This is a genomic window from Micromonospora sp. NPDC005206 (assembly GCF_040608175.1).
Taxonomy (GTDB): Bacteria; Actinomycetota; Actinomycetes; order Mycobacteriales; family Micromonosporaceae; genus Micromonospora.
The window spans coordinates 111007-129928 of the sequence record NZ_JBEXHU010000018.1; the positions used below are offsets into that span (position 1 = coordinate 111007).

At 72.9% G+C, this 18922-nt stretch carries 15 protein-coding genes and 1 pseudogene; 6 read left to right on the plus strand and 10 right to left on the minus strand.

Annotated elements, in window-relative coordinates; translation table 11 throughout:
- Window positions 1-21: 21 nt before the first annotated feature.
- Window positions 22-516 (minus strand): annotated as a pseudogene (locus tag ABZU69_RS26315) (ROK family protein); the annotation flags it as partial.
- On the opposite strand from ABZU69_RS26315, the gene ABZU69_RS26320 reads away from it, so the two are divergent.
- The 3 genes from ABZU69_RS26320 to ABZU69_RS26330 are packed head-to-tail and all read left to right on the plus strand — an operon-like array spanning window position 498 to window position 2676.
- A complete protein-coding gene (locus ABZU69_RS26320; protein ID WP_354967064.1) occupies window positions 498-902 on the plus strand; it encodes an ABC transporter permease subunit in 405 nt (134 codons plus the stop codon). The pseudogene ABZU69_RS26315 and the gene ABZU69_RS26320 overlap by 19 nt on opposite strands.
- Entirely contained in the window at window positions 899-1936 is a 1038-nt protein-coding gene (locus tag ABZU69_RS26325) for an asparaginase (protein WP_354966996.1), read from the plus strand. The genes ABZU69_RS26320 and ABZU69_RS26325 overlap by 4 nt, the downstream gene beginning before the upstream one ends.
- Window positions 1933-2676 carry a copper homeostasis protein CutC gene (locus ABZU69_RS26330; protein WP_354966997.1) on the plus strand — a complete coding sequence of 248 codons (744 nt, stop codon included), beginning with the start codon at window positions 1933-1935 and terminating at the stop codon, window positions 2674-2676. Before ABZU69_RS26325 ends, ABZU69_RS26330 begins: the two co-directional genes overlap by 4 nt.
- 86 nt (window positions 2677-2762) lie before the next feature.
- Here the strand turns inward: ABZU69_RS26330 and ABZU69_RS26335 are convergent, their stop codons facing one another.
- The 7 genes from ABZU69_RS26335 to ABZU69_RS26365 form a co-directional block, all read right to left on the minus strand.
- Window positions 2763-3299: a hypothetical protein gene (locus ABZU69_RS26335; protein WP_354966998.1), complete on the minus strand. Its 537-nt coding sequence runs from the start codon at window positions 3297-3299 to the stop codon at window positions 2763-2765.
- Between the two features lie 148 nt (window positions 3300-3447).
- Entirely contained in the window at window positions 3448-5133 is a 1686-nt protein-coding gene (locus ABZU69_RS26340) for a SulP family inorganic anion transporter (RefSeq protein WP_354966999.1), read from the minus strand.
- The gene (locus tag ABZU69_RS26345) at window positions 5130-5468 is read right to left on the minus strand and encodes a metalloregulator ArsR/SmtB family transcription factor (protein ID WP_074317640.1); all 339 of its coding nucleotides are present in this window, start codon (window positions 5466-5468) and stop codon (window positions 5130-5132) included. Before ABZU69_RS26345 ends, ABZU69_RS26340 begins: the two co-directional genes overlap by 4 nt.
- Before the next feature lie 142 nt (window positions 5469-5610).
- Window positions 5611-8052 (minus strand): glycoside hydrolase family 2 protein, encoded by a 2442-nt coding sequence (locus tag ABZU69_RS26350; protein WP_354967000.1) that lies wholly within the window; start codon window positions 8050-8052, stop codon window positions 5611-5613.
- Window positions 8049-8891: a carbohydrate ABC transporter permease gene (locus ABZU69_RS26355; RefSeq protein ID WP_089021695.1), complete on the minus strand. Its 843-nt coding sequence runs from the start codon at window positions 8889-8891 to the stop codon at window positions 8049-8051. The genes ABZU69_RS26350 and ABZU69_RS26355 overlap by 4 nt, the downstream gene beginning before the upstream one ends.
- 65 nt (window positions 8892-8956) lie before the next feature.
- Window positions 8957-9976: a sugar ABC transporter permease gene (locus ABZU69_RS26360; protein WP_354967001.1), complete on the minus strand. Its 1020-nt coding sequence runs from the start codon at window positions 9974-9976 to the stop codon at window positions 8957-8959.
- An 87-nt stretch (window positions 9977-10063) separates the two neighbouring features.
- Complete coding sequence (locus tag ABZU69_RS26365) at window positions 10064-11344, minus strand: extracellular solute-binding protein (protein WP_354967002.1); 1281 nt, start codon at window positions 11342-11344, stop codon at window positions 10064-10066.
- 412 nt (window positions 11345-11756) lie between these two features.
- Here ABZU69_RS26365 and ABZU69_RS26370 point away from each other — a divergent pair, with 412 nt between their 5' ends.
- Window positions 11757-12776, plus strand: coding sequence for a LacI family DNA-binding transcriptional regulator (locus tag ABZU69_RS26370; RefSeq protein WP_354967003.1), 1020 nt, complete (start codon window positions 11757-11759; stop codon window positions 12774-12776).
- A gap of 22 nt (window positions 12777-12798) precedes the next feature.
- Here the strand turns inward: ABZU69_RS26370 and ABZU69_RS26375 are convergent, their stop codons facing one another.
- Window positions 12799-15366, minus strand: coding sequence for an EAL domain-containing protein (locus ABZU69_RS26375; RefSeq protein WP_354967004.1), 2568 nt, complete (start codon window positions 15364-15366; stop codon window positions 12799-12801).
- Between the two features lie 218 nt (window positions 15367-15584).
- Between ABZU69_RS26375 and ABZU69_RS26380 the strand changes: the two genes are divergently transcribed.
- Window positions 15585-15962: a PH domain-containing protein gene (locus tag ABZU69_RS26380; RefSeq protein ID WP_354967005.1), complete on the plus strand. Its 378-nt coding sequence runs from the start codon at window positions 15585-15587 to the stop codon at window positions 15960-15962.
- 9 nt (window positions 15963-15971) lie between these two features.
- Here the strand turns inward: ABZU69_RS26380 and ABZU69_RS26385 are convergent, their stop codons facing one another.
- The gene (locus ABZU69_RS26385; RefSeq protein WP_354967006.1) at window positions 15972-16901 is read right to left on the minus strand and encodes a 2-hydroxyacid dehydrogenase; all 930 of its coding nucleotides are present in this window, start codon (window positions 16899-16901) and stop codon (window positions 15972-15974) included.
- Between the two features lie 173 nt (window positions 16902-17074).
- On the opposite strand from ABZU69_RS26385, the gene ABZU69_RS26390 reads away from it, so the two are divergent.
- Complete coding sequence (locus ABZU69_RS26390) at window positions 17075-18910, plus strand: SpoIIE family protein phosphatase (RefSeq protein WP_354967007.1); 1836 nt, start codon at window positions 17075-17077, stop codon at window positions 18908-18910.
- Window positions 18911-18922 lie beyond the last annotated feature (12 nt).

Genomic DNA, 18922 nt, shown 5'->3' on the forward strand with positions numbered 1-18922 from the left:
TGTGATCAACACGCGAGCGAGTCAGCTGGCCGCGACGACGTGGTCGATCACCAGGTGGGCGGCGCCGGTGATGCCGACGTCCTGGCCGGTGGTGACCCGCTCGATGAGCAGGGTCTGGGTGGCCAGTGGCAGGCACCGCTCGTAGAGGGTGGCCCGCATGCTGGCCAGCAGCGGTTCACAGTCGGCGAGTCGGCCGCCGATGGCCACCACCTGCGGGTTGAAGAAGTTGACCACGACGGCCAGGATCTCGCCGATAGCCCGGCCGGCCTGCCGGGCGAGCGCCGTGGCGTGGCGGTCGCCGTCGTCGATCAGGCGGATGACCCCGGTCAGGTCGGAGACCGGGACTCCCTGGTCGCGTAGCGCGGTGACCAGGGCGGCGCCGCTGGCCACCGCCTCCAGGCAGCCGGCATTGCCGCAGCTGCACGCCGGCGCGGGGTCAGCTACCACCCGGCAGTGACTGATGTCCCCGGCCGACCCCTGGGGCGGCGTTCGGAGAGATCTTCCGGTCCGGCATCCTGGCCCTGGACCGTGGACAGACCGAGGCCGGCCTCGCCGTCGGGCTGCGCCGCGGACAGGTGATGGCGCTGGTGGTCCTGCCCCAGGCGCTGCTCCAGCTCACCCCGTCCCTGGTCAGCCAACTGGTCGGGTTGCTCAAGGACACCTCGCTCGGCTTGGTGGTCAGCTACACCGAGCTGCTCTACAGCGGGCAGGTGCTCTCCTCGTACACCCACCTACTGATCCAGACGTTCCTGGTGGTGGCGCTGATCTATCTGGTGGTCAACGCCTCGCTGTCGAAGTTCGCCCGCGTCCTTCAGGCCCGCAACGGCCGCTTCGGCGGCCGACGTGGACGAGGCAACGCAGACCTGCCCCCACCACTCATCGAAGGGAGCAGCACCCGGTGACCGCTGCCCGATATGCCGAACTGGCCCGGGTCGTTCGCAACGGCTTTGTCGAGAGCAGGCACTACGGCAGCGTCGTCGTGCTCGCCCCGGACGGCGAGGTCGTCCTCGCCGCCGGCGTACCCGACGAACCGGTGCTCCGCCGCTCCACCCTGAAGCCGGCGCAGGCGTTGGCCTGCCGGGTCGCGGCGGCCCCCGGCCTTGACGGCGCCGACCCGCTGACCGGCCCGGCGCTGGCGCTCGCCGCCGGCAGCCACACCGGCGACGACCGGCACGTCGAGGTGGTCCGGGCGATGCTGGCCGGCGCTGGCCTGACCGAGGACGCCCTCGGCTGCCCGGTGGACTGGCCGGAGGACGAACTGACCCGGGACCGGCTGATTCGCGCTGGCGGGCAGCGCGACCGGATCCGGATGAACTGCTCCGGCAAGCACGCCGCGATGCTGGTCGCCTGCGTCGCCCGGTCCTGGAGCACACACGACTACCTCGACCCCGATCACCCGCTGCAGCGGGAGACCGCCGCGACCGTCGCCCGGCTGGCCGGCACGCCCATCGCGCACCACGCGGTCGACGGCTGCGGCGCGCCACTGTTCGGCCTGCCACTGACCGGCCTGGCCCGCACGTTCCAGGCGTTGGTCACGGCGCCCGCTGGGACCGACGAGGCGCTGGTCGCGCAGGCAATGCGCCAACACCCGGAGTACGTGGGTGGGTGGCGCGGGCACTCGAACACCGACCTGATGCGGGCGCTACCCGGCGTACTCGCCAAGGGCGGGGCCGAGGGCGTGCTCGCGCTGGCCACCCCGGACGGTCACGCCGTGGCGGTGAAGGCGATCGACGGGTCACCCCGCGCCACCACCGTCATCGCGCTCGCCGCGCTCGACGCCGTGGGCGTACCGGTGGATGGGGCCGACGCGCTGCGTCGGGTACCGGTGCTCGGCGGCGGCGAACCGGTCGGCGCCGTCACCGCCGCCATCGATTGGACCGCGGCATCGTCTCGTACCGAAGCGGCATCGTCTCGCACCGAAAAGGAAGAGTCATGAGCACATTCGAGATCTGCATCGACAGCGTCGAGGGGGCGGTAGCCGCCGAGGAGGCCGGCGCCGACCGGGTGGAGCTGTGCTCCGCGCTCTTCGACGGTGGACTGACCCCCAGCCTGGGCACCATCGAGACGGCCCTGCGCGCCGTCACCCGGATCCGGGTGCATGTGATCGTCCGGCCCCGGGCCGGCGACTTCATCTACTCGCCGTTCGAGATCGAGGCGATGGAGCGGGATGTGCGGGCCGCGGTCGCGGCCGGCGCGCACGGCATTGTGATCGGCGCGTTGACCGCCGAGGGTGACGTCGACGTGCCGACCACCCGTCGCCTGATCACCGCCGCCGGCGACGCCAGCATCACCTTCCACCGTGCGTTCGACATGACCCGCGACCCGCACGCGGCGCTGGAGCAGCTGATCGAGTTGGGCGTGCACCGGGTGCTCACGTCGGGTCAGGAGGTCAGCGTGCTGGAGGGTGCTCCGCTCATCGCCGACCTGGTCCGCCGGGCCGCCGGGCGGATCGTCATCATGCCGGGTGGCGGCATCACCCCGCGCAACATCGTCCGGATCGTCGAGGCGACCGGCGCCGACGAGTACCACTTCGCGGCCCTGGTCAGCTCGGACAGCCCGGCCGTGCATCGCAACCCGGCACCGCTGATGGGTGGCAGCCTGAGCCGGCCCGAGTACGAGCGGTCGGGCACGTCCGGCAGCCTGGTCGGCCAGGTGCTCGCCGCCGCCCGGGCCTGACCGGCAGCGGGTTTCGACGAGCGGCGGGCCTGGAGGAATTTCCTTCAGACCCGCCGCTCGCGCGTGTCAGCGGACGGCGACCGGCCTCAGTAGGCCAACAGGGCGATGAGCAGCGAGGACACCGCCGCTGCCAGGAGCACGCCGCCGGTGCCGAGCCCGACCACCGCGCTCACCGCCACGGCGCGTGCCCGGGCCACCGGGACGGCCGCGACCGCCACCACGGTGACGAGCGCGGCGACCAGGTGAATCAACGGGTAGTCGATCAGCGCCGCGACCGGGAAGAGGTGCACGCCCACGACGAGGGCGATCCAGGGGGCGGTCAGCTCACGACGCCGCAGCAGGGCGAGCAGCCCGGCACCGAGCGCGGCGGCGGCGAACTCGATGCCGACGACGATGCCGAAGGTGGGGCTGGTGTCGGCGTCGAACGCCGTACCGTCCGACCAGTGACGCCAGGCGAGCAGGGCCCCGGCGGCCGCCGTGAGCAGCGCGAGAACCGAACCGACGATGAGCACCGGCCGCCACCTCTTCGGGGGCGCCTCCTGCGCCCAGCCGAACCAGCTGGTGGCGAAGAAGCCGAAGACGAACGCCGTCGCCGCCGCGTCTCGGACATGTTCGGTGATCATTTGCGCTCCCCGGGGTACCGCCTGGGCGAGACGTCTGTCTTCGCCTCTTCGGTCGGCCGCGTTGTGAGGCGACGGCCACGGCGGTAGATCATGCCGTAGCGGGGCGGGCTGCCCTACCCGCACCGGCCCCGGTCGCACTTCTCAACCGTCACGTCCGGCCGGCCGGGCCGCCGGTCACGGGCAGCGCAGCCCCGCGGGCGTGCCGGATCGCCGCCGGGGTATCGGAGAAGACCAGCCCCTCGCGGCGCAGGTCGTCGGCCACTCCGAGGGTGGCGAGGACCTGGTCGTGGGCGGGGGTGATGCCGGAGAGCAGGACGGTGATCCCGCGTCCGCGTAGCCGTCGGATCGCGTCGCCGAGGACGTGCGCGCCGGTGGCGTCCATGGTGGTCACCCGGGACATCCGCAGGATGACGACACGGACGTCGGCGACCTCGGACAGTTCGAGAAGGAAGGTGTGGGCCGCGGCGAAGAAGAGCGGCCCGTCCAGCCGGTACGCGACGATGTGTTCGCTGAGCAGCGCGTACTCCTCGGCGCTGTGTTCCTCGGGGTCGAGGGGCACCTGTTCCAGCCGGGCGCTGCGGGCCACCGCGCGTAGGGCGAGCACCACGGCGACGCCGACGCCGACCGCGACGGCGGTGACGAGGTCCCAGATCACGGTGACGGCGAAGGTGAGCACCAGCACGACGGCGTCGCCCCGGGTGGCCCGCGCCAACGCCCACAGCGACCCGGCCTCCACCATGCGGACCGTGGTGGCCAGCAGCACCCCGGCCAGGGCGGCGAGCGGGATCCGGCCGACCAACGGCGCGGCGGCCAGCACGATCGCCGCGAGGGCGACGGCGTGGGTGAGGGCGGCCAGCTTCGAGGCCGCCCCGGCGCGGACGTTGACCGCCGTACGGGCGATGGCGGCGGTCGCCGGGATGCCGCCGAAGAGCGGGGCCGCGAGGTTGGCCAGCCCCTGACCGAACAGCTCCCGGTCCGGGTCGTGCCGTTCACCGACCGTCATGCCATCGGCGACCGTGGCGGAGAGCAGGCTCTCCAGGGCGGCGAGCGCGGCGACGGCGAGCGCGCTGGGCAGCAGCACGCCGAGCGCGCCGAGGTCGAGGAAGCCGAGCGAGGGGGCGGGCAGGCCCTGCGGCAGCGCGCCGATCCGGACCAGGTCGACCGGGACGATCTCGGCGAGGACGGTGGCCGCTGCCACGCCGAGCAGCGAGAACGGCAGGCCGGGTCGCCACCGGGCGCCCAGCAGCATCAGCGCCGCGACGGCGAGGGCCACCGCGAGCGCGACCGGCCGCGGGTGTACGACGAAACGGGCGACCGCGTCGGCGGCGACGGCCCAGACCTTCTCCCCGTGGGCGTCGGTGACGCCGAGCGCGGCGGGCACCTGTTGCAGGGCGATGACCACGGCGATGCCGGCGGTGAACCCCTCCAGCACCGGAGTGGGCAGGTAGCGGACGTACCGGCCCAGGCGGGCCACGGCGAGCGCGATCAGCACCAGGCCGGCCATCGCCCCGACCATGAGCACGCCGGTGGCTCCGAACTGCTGCACCACCGGCACCAGCACCACGGTCATCGCCCCGGTCGGCCCGGAGACCTGGAGGTTGGAGCCGCCGAAGACGGCGGCCACCGCGCCGGCGATCACGGCGGTGATCAGCCCGGCCTGGGCGCCCAGCCCGGAGGTGACGCCGAACGCCAGGGCCAGCGGCAGCGCCACCACCGCCACGGTGAGCCCGGCCAGGAGGTCCCGGCGCGGTGAGCGGTGGACGGCCGCCCAATCGGCCCGGCCGGGCAGCAGCCCGAGTAGCCGCTCGCGGACGACAGGAATGGCGCCGCTCACCTGTCCCCGCCGGTGGCGCGCAGCTCGTCGAGGAGGCCATCCCGGTCGGTGAGGACCGCGCCGAGGATCCGCCGCCCGGCGGCCAGCAGGTCGGCCACGTCCGGGGTGCTGAGCGCGTACATGACGAGGGGGCCGTCGCGGTGTGAGGTGACCATTCCGGCGCGGCGCAGCACGGCGAGCTGCTGGGAGAGGTTGGACGCCTCGACCTCGATCACGGCGAGCAGGTCACGGACCGGTTTCGGGCCGTCCTGGAGCAGTTCGAGGACCCGGATGCGCACCGGGTGCCCGAGGGTGCGGAAGAGTTCCGCCTTCGCCTGGTACAGCGGGACCGACATGAACACCCTCCCCGGATCGATGCGAAGACTTTAGCACTTGAAGAAGTCTTCAATCGCTGAGGTGCGAGCGTCCGACGGTCCGCCCCCGTTGTTAAGAAGGGACCCCTCCTCTACCGGAGGCGTTAAGAAGGGGCCCTTCCTTTCAGATGTCGTTGACGGTGCGGAGGACTGGGCGGGTGGTTAGCGCTTGCTCGTTGAGGGGGGCGTCGGCGCGCACCGTGAGGGTGACCGACTCGCCGGGCAGCAGGGTGACGAGCGCCCTGTCCACGGACGCCGACGGGTCCAGACGGTCCGGGAAGAGAGTCAGGTCACGCAGCACCGTGCGGGCCGTGACCCGGACCCGCTGCCCGCCGTCGACCGGCTCCACCGTCGCGTCCCAGGCCGCGGCCGGCCAGTCGACGTCCCGGTCCTCGGCGAAGAACCAAAGCGCCCGTTCGGCGCTCTCCCCCGCCTCGGCGACCAGCAGCTCCCGCCGGGTCTCCTCCGCATCGGCCAGCTCCGCCGGCAGCGCCAGCGTCACCGCCGAGTATGCGGGGACGTCCAGCTCCATCGTCGTCTTCGCCCGGGGCTCACCCGCGACGGTCAGCCGGGTCACCGAGGCCGACGTCCGCCAGGGCGTGCCGCCGTCGTTCACCGCTACAAGCGCCAGGCCCTCGTCACGGGGCTGGACGGTGAGCAGCCGGTCCGCGTACGCGTGGCGTAGCGCGTACCACAGGGGTTTGCGCCGGCCGTCGCCGTCGACGGCCGACCAGGAGGTGACCGGCCAGCAGTCGTTGAGCTGCCAGACGATGGTGCCGGCGCAGACGTCCCGGTGCGAGCGGAAGTGCTCCACTCCGAGCTGGATCGCCCGGGCCTGGTTGAGCTGCGTCAGGTAGTGCCAGTCGTCGAAGTCCGCCGGGGCGGGCAGGTGCGCGTCCAGGCCCCGCTGGAGCTTCGCGTCCCCGTCGGCGGCCTTCTGGTGGTGTGCCATGCCCGGTGAGTCGTGGGCGAGGGGTTCGTCGCTCAGCGCCCGGCGCAGGGTGGCGTACGCCGGCGGGCCCTGGTAGCCGAACTCGGCGACGAAGCGGGGCACGTACTCCCGGTATTTGATGTAGTCGTCGGTGTTCCACACGTCCCAGATGTGTGTGGTGCCATGCGCCGGGTCGTTGGGGTGGATCTCCTCGGTGCCCGACCAGGGGCTGCCCGGCCAGTACGGGCGAGTGGGGTCCAGCTCACCGACGATGCGGGGCAGGACGTCCAGGTAGTAGCCGCGCCCCCAGGTGCGCCCGGCGAGGGCCTCCTGCCAGTCCCAGTCGTGCCAGCCCCAGATGTTCTCGTTGTTGCCGGTCCAGAGCACCAGCGACGGGTGCGGCGCCAGCCGGGTGACCTGTTCGGCGGCCTCGGCGGCCACCTCGCTGCCGAACGGCTCCTCCTCCGGGTACGCGGCGCAGGCGAACAGGAAGTCCTGCTGGACCAGCAGCCCGCGCTCGTCGGCGAGGTCGTAGAAGTCCGCCGACTCGTACCGGCCACCGCCCCAGACCCGCAGCAGGTTGATGTTGGCCTCGGCGGCCTGGTCGAAGCGCGCGGCCAGCCGTTCCCGGGTGATCCGGGTGGGAAAAGCGTCGTCCGGGATCCAGTTGACCCCCCGTACGAAGACCGGGACGTCGTTGACCGACAGCGCGAACGAGGTGCCGTGCTCGTCGGGGGTGGTGTCCAGCCGGACCGAGCGGAAGCCGATCCGCCGGGACCAACTGTCCAGGGTGTCGCCGTCCGGCGCGTGCAGGGTGACCTCCAGCAGATGGCGCGCCTGCTCGCCGTACCCCCGGGGCCACCACAGCGTGGGCTCGCGGACGGCGAGCGTCAGCGCGGCCGTGCGCTGCCCGGCCGGGACGACCACCTCGGCGCGGGCGCCGGCGACGGTGGCGCGGACGGTCAGCGGGACGTCCGCGACCCGCTCCACCTCGACGTGCAGCTCGACCCGCCCGTCCCGGCCGGCCAGGGTGACCAACGGGCGGACGGTGGCCAGCCGGGCGGTGGACCAGGCGTGCAGGCCGATCTCCTGCCAGATGCCGGCGGTGACCAGCGTCGGCCCCCAGTCCCAGCCGAAGTTGCAGGCCATCTTGCGGATGAAGTGGAACGGCTCCGGGTAGGCGTTGGGCCGGTCGCCGAGCCGCTCCTGCTGCGCCTCGGCGTAGCGGTAGGCGGAGTCGAACGCGACCACCAGGTCGTTGTCCCCGTCCCGCAGCAGCGAGCGGACGTCGAACCGGTAGCCACGGTGCATGTTCTCGGTGCGGCCGACCTCGACACCGTTCACGGTGAGGGTGGCGACGGTGTCCAGGCCGGCGCAGACCAGGTCGACCCGGTCGTGGTCGCCCGGTGGGCGGCGAAAACTCGTCCGGTAGCTCCAGTCGGTGCGCCCGATCCAGGCCAGCGCCACCTCGTTGTCGTCGAGGTAGGGGTCGGGGATCAGGCCGGCGTCGAGCAGGTCGGTGTGCACGCAGCCGGGCACGGTGGCCGGCACGGACCGGTCGGCGATCTCCGCCGGGACCTGTGCTCCGGGCGCCGCCCGCAGGGTCCAGCCGTCGTGGAGTGCCTGTCGGCTCAAGATTTCACCGCACCTTCCATGATTCCGCGGACGATCTGGCGTCCACCGATGAACAGCATGATCAGCAGGGGGATGGTAGCCACGAACGCGCCGGCGAGCACCCGCCGGTAGATGACGTAGTTGCCGCTGGCCAGGTCGGAGATGGCGACCATCGAGGTCGGGTAGTCGGTGCCGCCGAGGGTGATCAGCGGCCACTGGAAGTCGTTCCAGGTGGACACGAAGGTGAGCAGGCCGAGCACCGCGAGGGCCGGCCGGATCGCCGGGAGGACGATGTTCCAGTAGACCCGCATCGTCGTGGCGCCGTCCATCCGGGCCGACTCGACCAGCTCGTCAGGGACCGTGTTGAGGATGAACTGCCGCATGTAGAAGACCCCGAACGCGGTGACGAGGCCGGGCACGATGACCGCCAGGAGGGTGCCGTTCCAGCCCAGCTTGCCCATCACGATGTAGAGCGCGACGACGCCGAGCTGGTTCGGCACGGTCAGGGTGAGCACCACGAACAGCATCAGCCACCGGCTGCCGGCGAAGCGCAGCTTGGCGAAGGCGAAACCGGCCAGCGAGCAGAAGAACAGCATCGCGGCGGTCACCACGGTCGAGACGATGACGCTGTTGATCAGCGAGGCGGCGAAGTACACGTCCTGGAGGGAGAAGACCTCGTCCAGGTTGACCAGGAACCGGTCGCCGGGGATCACCGCGGGCGGGATCTGGGCCAGTGCCTCGTCGTTGCTGGTGGCGATGACGAACATCCAGTACAGCGGGAACGCCGCGAACAGCATGGTGGTGGCCAGCAGTAGGTACGTCCCGATGCCGGCCGGGGTGTCCTGCGGCGCGCGACCCATCAGGGCGGCCCGCCTGCGGCGGTTCGTGGTGACCGCCGGCGGCGGCGGTGCGGTGTCGACGACGCTCACCTGGATCGCCCTCCGGAGATTCGGTTGGTCAGCAGCGTGTTGATCCCGGCCACGACCAGGATGATCAGGAAGAGCGCCCAGCTCATCGCGGCGGCGTAGCCCAGGTTCAGGTCCTTCCAGCCGACCTTGTAGATCAGCTGGGCGATGGTCTGCCACTCGCCGTTGGGTCCGCCGGTGGCGGCCTGGGAGTTGAGGTCGAACAGCATCGGCTCGATGAAGAGCTGGAACCCGCCGATGGTGGAGAGGATGACGGTGAAGACGATCACCGGCTGGATCATCGGCACGGTGATCCGCCAGAGCTGCCGCCATGGGCCGGCCCCGTCGACCGCGGCGGCCTCGTAGACGTCGCGCGGGATGGACTGCATGGCGGCCAGGTAGAGCAGTGCGTTGTAGCCGATCCACTTCCAGTTGACCATCGTGGCGATGGCGATCCAGGCGTGCAGCTTGTCGGCCCGCCAGTTGATCGGTTCGTCGCCGCCGATGCCGAAGAGGCCGAGCACCCAGTTGGCCATCCCGAAGTCGCGGGAGAAGAAGACGCTGAACACCATCGTCGAGGCGACGATCGGGGTGACGTACGGCAGCAGCACGCCCACCCGCCACCAGGTCTGCGCCCGCAGCCGGCGGTTGAGCAGCGAGGCCACGATCAACGCGAGCAGCAGCTGTGGCACCGACGAGAGCAGGAAGATGCCAAAGGTGTTGTAGAGGGCGTTCCAGAAATCCTCGTCGCCGAAGAGCTGGCGGAAGTTGGCCAGGCCGGCCCAGCCGGTCAGCGTCGGGTCGTCCAGTCGATAGTTACGCAGCGCGACGACACCGTTGAAGACGAGCGGGAACAGCCCGAAGACCAGGAAGATCAGGAAGAAGGGCGCGATCAATACGTACGGCATGTAGCGCATGTCGAAGCGGTACAACCGGTCCCGCCAGCTGAGTCGACGGTGGTCCGGGTCGGTGCCGTGGCCGTGCCTCCCGGCGGCGGCTCGGCGGCCCGACGACGCGGGCGCGGCGCGGGTGGTGGACATCGGGACACTCCAGGGCCGAAGAGACGGGGTACGCGCGCGGGCGGCGCGGGGGCGGCACGGTGCCCGGCGCGCCCCCGCGCCGACGGCTCAGGACTTGCTGGCCTTCTCGGCTTCCTTGATCGCCTCGGCCCAGGCGGCCTCCGGCTTGAGGGTCTTGTTCTGCACGCGGGTCAGCACGTTCTCCACCGCCACCCGGGTCGGCCCGTTCTTCTTGCCCAGGTACTGCGGCGTGAGGCCCTGCGCCATCTTCGGGAAGATCTGCCCGACCGGCGCGTTGCTGAAGAACGGGTTCGTGAAGTCGGCGATGGCCGGGTCGCTGTAGAGGGCCGGCTGCGAGGGCAGGTTGCCGACCTTCTTGAAGATCTCGATCTGCTGCTCCGGCTGCACCAGCCACTCCAGCAGCTTGTACGCCTCGTCGACGTGCTTGCTCTGCTTGGGGATGGTCAGGAACGAGCCGCCCCAGTTGCCGCCGCCACCGGGCACCGCGGCGATGTCCCACTTGCCCTCGGTGCCGGGGGCGGTGTCCTTGATGTGCCCGAGCATCCACGCCGGGCAGGCGAGCACGGCGAAGGAGCCGCTGGTGAAGCCCTTGTCCCAGTCGGCCTGGAAGCTGGCCAGGTTGGCGGAGAGGCCGGCCTGGATCGCCTTGATGGTGTAGTCGAAGGCGATCTTCGGACCCTGCTCCATCTGGAGCTGGTCCTGCTCGTTGTAGAAGCCGACCGGCTGCTGGCCGAGGATCGGGTTGAACAGGTTGCTGCCAGCGTCGATGAACTTCTTGTTGGTCTTGCCGGTGTACTGCTGGCCGACCTCGATGAACTTGTCCCAGGTGGGCCAGAGAGCGGAGACCTGGTCGCGCTCGGTGGGCAGCCCGGCGGCCTTGAACAGGTCGGTGCGGTAGCACATGGCCAGGCCGCCGGTGTCGGTGCCGAGGCCGATCTGGGTCTTGCCGTCTGCGGAGAGCGACTGCTTCCACTTCCAGGGCAGGTACTTGCTCTCGTACGAGCCGGCACCCTTGTCCAGCAGGTTGACGAACTTGTCCGACTGGCTGCGGAACTGCACCATGAAGCCCTCGTCGATGGCCGCGATGTCGGCCGCGCCGGAGCCGGCGACCAGCTTCTTCTGCAGGTCCTCGTGCTGGGCGTTGTACTCGCCGGAGTTCAGCTGGATCTTGACGTTCGGGTTGGCCGCCTCGTACTTCGTCTTGAGGTCCTGGAGGCCGAAGTCGCCCCAGAAGTTGATTTTCAGGGTGACCTGACCGTCCGTCGCGCCGGAATCCTGCCCGCTCTTGCCGCTGCACGCGGCGACCAGCGCGAGGCCGACCGTGCCCGCGGCGACGGCGCGGGCCCATCGGGTCCAGGACCGTTTCATGGCATCCTCCGAGCAAATGGGAACGCTCCCGGGATCGAGAGACGTTGACTGAACCGGATAAGTGGGGCCACCGTACGGGCCGGTTCCAGGGGTGTCAACGGCTTGTTACAACATGCGCGTCCGACGTTCTAAAGGACCCGTGGGAGCGCGAACATGCGTGGTAGAACGCCTTCCGCCGCAGCTCGGCGCGCCGGCCCCCACCCCGACATCGAGCAACCATCGGTACGCTGAACCGTGCAAGCACGTCGCACCGAGCGACGACGTTGAACGTGGACGCCGGTCATCGGCCGCCGGCACCGGTTGCGCTAGGTTGATGCCGCCGACACGCTCCGCGCCCCGCTGGCCGGGCCGAGCGTGTGACGGCAGGCCAGAAGACCCGGCCCGTGGGGGCGGACAGCAAAGGAGCACGCCGGTGAAGCGGCCGACCATCGCCGACGTCGCCCGACGCGCCGGGGTGTCCAAGGGCGCCGTGTCGTACGCGCTGAACGGGCAGCCCGGCGTCTCCGAGGCCACCCGGCAGCGCATCCTGGCCATCGCCACCGAGATCGGGTTCAGCCCGAGCAGCGCCGCCCGGGCGCTCTCCGGCGCCACCGCCGAGGCGGTCGGCCTGGCCCTGTGCCGGCCGGCCCGGATACTGGGCATCGAGCCCTTCTTCATGGAGTTGATCAGCGGCGTCGAGGCCGAACTCTCCGCCCGCTCGTACGCGCTGACCCTGCAGGTGGTGGCCGACCAGGACGCCGAGATCGCGGTCTACCGACGCTGGTGGGGCGAACGCCGGGTGGACGGCGTACTCGTCTGCGACCTACGCACCGACGACCACCGCATCCCCGCTCTCGAACAGCTCCAGCTACCCGCGGTGGTGATCGGCGGGCCGGGCGGCACCGGCGACCTGGCCAGCGTCTGGTCCGACGACGCGGCCGCACTGACCGAGGCGGTGGAGTACCTGGTCGCGCTCGGGCATCGGCGCATCGCCCGGGTCGGCGGCCTGCCCGACCTGCGGCACACCGAGATCCGCACCGAGGCCTTCGCGGCGGTGTGCCGGCGACTCGGCCTGTTCGACGCGGCCACCGTCTGGTCCGACTACACCGGCGAGGAGGGCGGCCGAGCCACCCGCCGCCTGCTCAGCTCCGCACAACGGCCCACCGCGGTCATCTACGACAACGACGTGATGGCCATCGCCGGGCTCTCCGTGGCCCAGGAGATGGGGCTCACCGTGCCGGGCGATCTGTCCATCGTGGCCTGGGACGACTCCCCGCTCTGCCGGCTGGTGCACCCGTCACTAACCGCGTTGGGCCGCGACATCCCGGCGTACGGCGCGCACGCCGCCCGGCAACTTCTCGCCGTCATCGCCGGAGAGCCCGCCGCCCGGGTCCAGGACGAGACGCCGCACCTCACCCCGCGCGGCAGCACCGCACCGCCCCGCCACAGGTGAACCGGTTCACCCCAGGGAGTCGTCAGCGGGACGCCGCGGGAAACTCCTCGAAGTACGCCTCGACCCGCTCCGCCGTCGCCGGGCGGGCCAGCGCGAAGCCCTGCCCGTACCGGCAGCCGGCCCGGTGCGCCCCCTCGACCTGGCCCGTTGACTCCAACTCCTCGGCGACGATCTCGACCCCCAGCCGCTCGCCGACGTTGACCACCACGTCGATCAGCGGCGGCTGCCCGTCCGGTCGGGCGCCCACCAGCTCCGGGCCCACCTTGAGCAGGTCGATCGGCAGCCGGCGCAACTGAGCCAGCGAGGCGTGTTCGGCCCGGAAGTCGTCCAGCGCGGTGCGCACGCCCAGCGACCGCAGGCCGGCCAGCCGGGCCACCACGGTCGGCAGGTCGGCGGCGACCCTCGGCTCGGCCACCTCCACCACCAGCCGCTCCGGCGACACCCCGTACGCGGCCAGTACGGCCGCGGCACGCTGCACGAAGTCGGGTGTGGTCAACTCCCGGGTGGTGACGTTGACCGCCATCCACAGCTCGCGGGTGCCCGCCGACCAGTCGGCCAACTGGCGGCAGGCCCGGTCCAGCACCCACCACTCCAGCTCGCCGACCAGGTCCAGGTCCTCCGCGACCGGCAGCAGCTCGGCCGGGAGCACCGTGCCGAGCGCCGGGCTGCGCCAGCGCAGCAGCGCCTCGGCACCCACCGGCTGCCGGCTGGCCAGGTCGAGCACCGGCTGGTAGACCAGATCCAGCTCGCCGCGCGCCACCGCACCCGGCAGCTCACGTTCCAAGTCGAGCCGGCGGACGAGCTGCTCCTCGAGGAACGCGTCGTACCACTCGACCCGGTCCCGGCCCAGCTGCACGGCCCGCCGCCGGGCCAGCTCGGCCTGGCGGAGCACGTCCGCCGGCCCGGCGCCGCTCACCTCGGCCAGCCCGATGCTCGCCTGCACCCGCAGCACCGTCCCGGCCAGCCGGTAGGGCGGGGTGAGCGCGGTCAGCAGTCGGGTGCCCAACGCGTACGCCACAACCGGGCCGGCGGCGGTGACCACCGCGAAGCCGGCACCCGCGCAGCCGGCGACCAGGTCACCGGGGGCGACGACCGCGCGGGCCCGGCGGACCGCCTCGGCCAGCAGGTCCTCCCTGGCCGCCGGGCCGATCCCGTCCGCGCCGTGCAGGTCGACCAGCAGCAGCGCGCCGGCCGGCGCCGGCACGTCGCCGATCGAGGCGAGGGCATCCAGCAGGGCCGCCCGGTCGCCGGGACCGTCGCCAGCCGACACGGACCGGGGGCTGAGCGCTGACCACGACACCTCGCCGTCGGGCGGCCAGGTCGAGCCGGCGCCGTTCGAGGTGGCCGGCCCGTCGTCCGGCCCGCCGAGCCAGCGGGTCGCGCGGCGGTGCCGGACGGCGCGGCCGGCACGCCGGCGGTGTGCGGCACGGCGGTCGGGGGTGGCCGCGTCACCGGAGCGCAGCAGCTCACGCAGCACCAGTGGCGGCACCGCGGCCACGGCCAGCAGCACGCTCATCCGGTCCGGTGAACGGCCGGCGCCCAGGTGCAGACCCGCCGCCAGCAGCAGCAACGCCGCCGGGAGCACCGACCGGGGCCAGGCGGACACGTGCTCACCCGCCGCCGGCCGCACACCGCCCGCATCCGTCGCGTCGCCCGCGCCAAGCGCGGTGAGCAGCATTCCGAGCACCAGTGGCGGTACGGCCAGCAGTGCCGCCCGACCGGCCGGCGCGGGCGGCAGGGTCGCCAGCAGCGCCAGCCCGGCCAGGGTGAGCAGAACGCCACCCCGGCAGATGGCGGCGCCCGAGCGCCGATGCGGGCCGGTGAACGCACTGAGCGCGGCCATGCCCAGCCCGCCGAGCCCCAGGGCGGCGACGAGCCGGCCGGGCAGCGGCAGGATGTCGCGGGGCAGCAACAGCCAGGCGGCGAGGGCCAGCCCCACCGCCGGGCCGGTCGCCTCGATCAGGTGACGCAGCCGGACCCGGGCCGGTGGCCGCGCCCGGCCGGGGAGCCGACGCAGTCCGGCCGTGGACAGGACGGCCGAGACCAGCAATCCGGTCAGCGTGGCGGTCCGGTGCCCGGTGGCGGCCAGCGGCAGCACGGCGGCGGTGAGCCCGGCCGCCACCACCGCCGCGTCGAGCAGTACGCCCACCGCACGCCGGGCCGCACGCCGCCGGGCGGCTCGCCCGGCCGCACGTGCCGCCGGCACCCCGCCGGACGCCCCCACGCCCGGCGTGGGCATCCCGGCAGCCGGATGGGCTGCGGTCGGCCCGCCAAGCGGTGGGTCGGCGCGCCAAGGTTCGGCGGTCGACGGGTCGGCGGGCGACAGCTCGGTGGGCGACAGCTCGGTGGGCGACGCCTCGGTGGGCGACGCCGGGGTGGGCGACGCGTCGGCGGGGCGGCGGGTCGCCAGCCGGGAGAGCCGCACCCCGGCGAGCGTGGCACCCGCGCCACCGGCCAGCGCGATCACCACCGAGGTCGGGACCAGGTCAGCGGCACCGGCGAGGACGAGCAGCGCCACCGCCGCGGAGACGGCGGCCTCCGGCGCCGCCCGGCGGGGGACGAGGAGGCGGAACGGGTACGCGAGGAGCACGGCGGTCGCCTTCGTGAGGGGGCACGGGGGCGGTGCGGCGGTGTGGGCGACCGGACGTTGCGGGTCCGCTGCCCAACAATCGAGAACGAACGACGGCCAGATCGGTTACGGGTCGATCACCCGAAGGAGCCAGTGACCCGTGTCACTGTACGGCCTGACGGGCTGGCCGGGCACCGCCCGCCGCGAGCCGGACCGGCCGGTGGTGGGATCATCAGAGGGTGAGTACGCCCGACACCGTCCGCTTCCGGTACAACCAAGCCATCCTGGTGGCCTCGGTCATCGCCTTCATCGGCGCACTGCCGCTGGCCAACGCCCGGGCGTACCTGCTGCCGGTGCTGCTCGTCCCGCTCGCCGTCGCGGTGTGGGCCTGGCGGGCCGGCACCGACGCCGACGCCCGGGAGCTGCGCCTGCGGGCGCTGGCCGGGCAGCGCCGGATCGGCTGGGACCGGGTCGTCGAGCTGGCCACCGACCCGCGCGGGCGGGCGGTCGCCCGGCTCGACGACGGCCAGCAGGTCGTCCTGCCGGCGGTACGCGGCGCGGACCTGCCCCGCCTGGTCGCCGCCACCGGCCAGCCTCTGCCCGACGCGGCCGGCTGAGACCCCCCGTCAGTACCCGTCGACCACCGTGTTGATCAGCGGCTGGCCGGCGGCGAACCGCCGCACCTGATCGCCGACCAGCCGGTAGGCCCGCGGCAGCAGCCCCCGCACCGACCCGGCCACGTGCGGGGTGAGCAGCACGTTCGGCATCGTCCAGAGCGGAGAGTCGGCGGGCAGCGGTTCCGGGTCGCTGACGTCCAGCGCCGCCGAGATCCGGCCGGTGCCCAGCTCGGCGACGAGCGCGTCGGTACGGGCCACCGGCCCCCGGGCCGCGTTGACCAGCAGCGCCCCGTCCGGCATCGCGGCGAGAAACTCCTTGTCGATAAGGCCGCGGGTCTGGTCGGTGAGCGGCACCAGCACCACCACCACCACGTCGGCCTCGGGCAGCAGCCCGGGCAGCTCGTCGACGCCGTGCACCCCCTGCCCGGGCCGCGCGGTCCGCGCGACCAGGGTGAAGCTCACCTGGAACGGGGCGAGCCGGTCCCGTACCGCGGTGCCGATCGACCCGGCCCCGACGATGAGCACCCGCTTGCCGGTCAGCTCGTCGGTCGGGGCGGCCTCCTGGAACGCCCACCGCCGGTCGGCCTGCGCCCGGACGAAGACCGGGAACGCCCGCAACTGGGCCAGGATCGCGGTGACGACCCACTCGGCGGTGGACGGGTCGTGCACGCCCCGGGCGTCGCACAGCGTGACGCCGGGCGGCATCCGGCCGACCCAGGCGTCCGCCCCGGCGGAGAGCAGCTGCACGGCCGCCAGATCGGGCAGCTCGTGCAGCAGAGCCGTCGCGTCCGAACCGGCCAGGAACGGCGGCACCCAGAACCGCACGTCGGCCACCGCCGAGGGCAGCCGGTCGGCGTGCTCGACGACCTCCACCGTCACGTCCGGGGGCAGCTCGCCGATGAGGTTCAGGCCGACCTGGTGCGGGATCCATACCTTCACGTCCGCCGACGATAGCCGCCGCCGCGGCGGCGGGTGCGGGCACGGCGGCAAACGGGGGGGTGGCGCCGGGGGGTTAGCGAGCCTCGGCACAGCGATGTTAGACCCGGGCGCGCGCGAGGTATAACGAAGGCTCGGAGCCCAGTTCGGCCTCCACCCCGGCAGACAGGTTCGCGATGACCGACGGCTCCCCCGCCCGCCCCCGGCGCGTGATCGCCCCACCCGCGGCGCTCAGCGACCCGGCACGGTTGCGAGCGCTCGCCGACACCGGGCTGAGCGCCACCCCGGACGAGGCGTTCGAACGGTTCGCCCGGCTGGTCAGCGACCTGTTGGACGTCCCGGTCGCGCTGGTCTCCCTGGTCACCGCCGACCGGCAGTTCTTCCCGGGCGCGGTCGGGTTGCCGGATCCGTGGGCGGAGCGCCGGCACACCCCGTTGAGCCACTCGTTCTGCCAGCACGTGGTGGACATCGAGGTGCCCATGGTGCTGCCGGACGCCCGGCTCTACCCCCGGGTACGGGACAACCTGGCAATCGACGACCTCGGCGTGGTCGCGTACGCGGGGATGCCGCTGACCGACCTCTCCGGCCGGGTGCTCGGCTCGCTCTGCGCCATCGACAGCAAACCGCGGGTGTGGACCGCCGGGCAGCTGCGGACGCTGGCCGACCTGGCCGCCGCCTGCTCGTCCGAACTGCGGCTGCGGATCGCCCTGGACGGCGCGAAGGAGGACCGCCGGCGGGTCGTGCAGGCGCACGAGCGGCTGGAACTGCTCGCCGGGGTGAGCGAGACGCTGGCCGGCACGCTGGACGTGGGCACCGCGTTGCGCCGGCTCGCCGCCACCATGGTGCCGCTGCTCGCCGACTGGTGCCTGCTCACCCTGGTCGGGCCGACCGGCCTGCCCCGCGAGGTGGTCGCGGTGCACCGCGATCCGGCCCGCGCGGCGGACATCGACCGCTTCGCCACGCTGCTGCGTACCGGGCTGAGCCCGGAGTCGATCATCCGGGCGGTGCTGCGGACCGGTCAGCCCCGACTCGGTGGCGTGGCGTCGCTGGCCGACGTGACGCGGGGGACCACGAACCCGGAGATGGCGTCGATCGCCGACCGCCTGGGCATCGCCTCCTACCTGACCGTGCCGGTGCGGGCCGCCGGCGGAACCGTGCTGGGCGCGATCACCCTCGTCAACGACCCCAGACGCCAGCAGTTCGACGACCGCGACCTGCTCACCGCGGTCGACATCGGCCGCCGGGCCGGGCAGGCGATCGGCAACAGCTCGATGTACGGCGAACAGCGGCACGTCGCCGAGGTCCTCCAGCACAGCATGCTGCCGCGGCTGCCGGTCGTACCGGAGCTGGAGCTGGCGGCCCGCTACCAGCCGGCGGCCGACCGGGTGGAGGTGGGCGGCGACTGGTACGACGCCTTCGTCCAGCCCGACGGGGATCTGATCGTCGCGATCGGGGACGTCGCCGGGCACGACATCGAGGCGGCGGCGACGATGGGTCAGCTGCGCAACCTGGTGCGCGGCAACGCGTTCGGCCGGCCGGACACGGTCGGCGAACTGATGACCCACCTGGACGGCACGATGCGCGGCCTGCGGCTGCCGATTCCGGCCACCGCGACGCTGGTCCGGATCTGCCCCGAGCACTCCGGCACCCGGGAGATGACGTGGTGCAACGCCGGGCACCCGCCGGCCCTGCTCGTCCGCGCCGGCGGGGCGGTGGAGATCCTCGAAGCGCCGCCGGAGCCGCTGCTCGGCCTGGCTCGCCCGTCGCGGCGAACCAGCCGGTCGACCAGCCTGGCCTCCGGCGACACCCTCCTGCTCTACACCGACGGGCTGATCGAACGGCGGGACCGGCCGATCGACGACGGGCTGGCCGAGCTGGTGACCCGGCTGACCGGCACCGACACGCTGCCCCTCGACGACCTGTGCGACCTGCTGCTCACCTCGATCCGGCACCGTGAGGACGACACCGCGCTGCTGGCCGCACGGGCACGCGGAGCGGGCCACCCGGGCTGACGGCACCGCCGG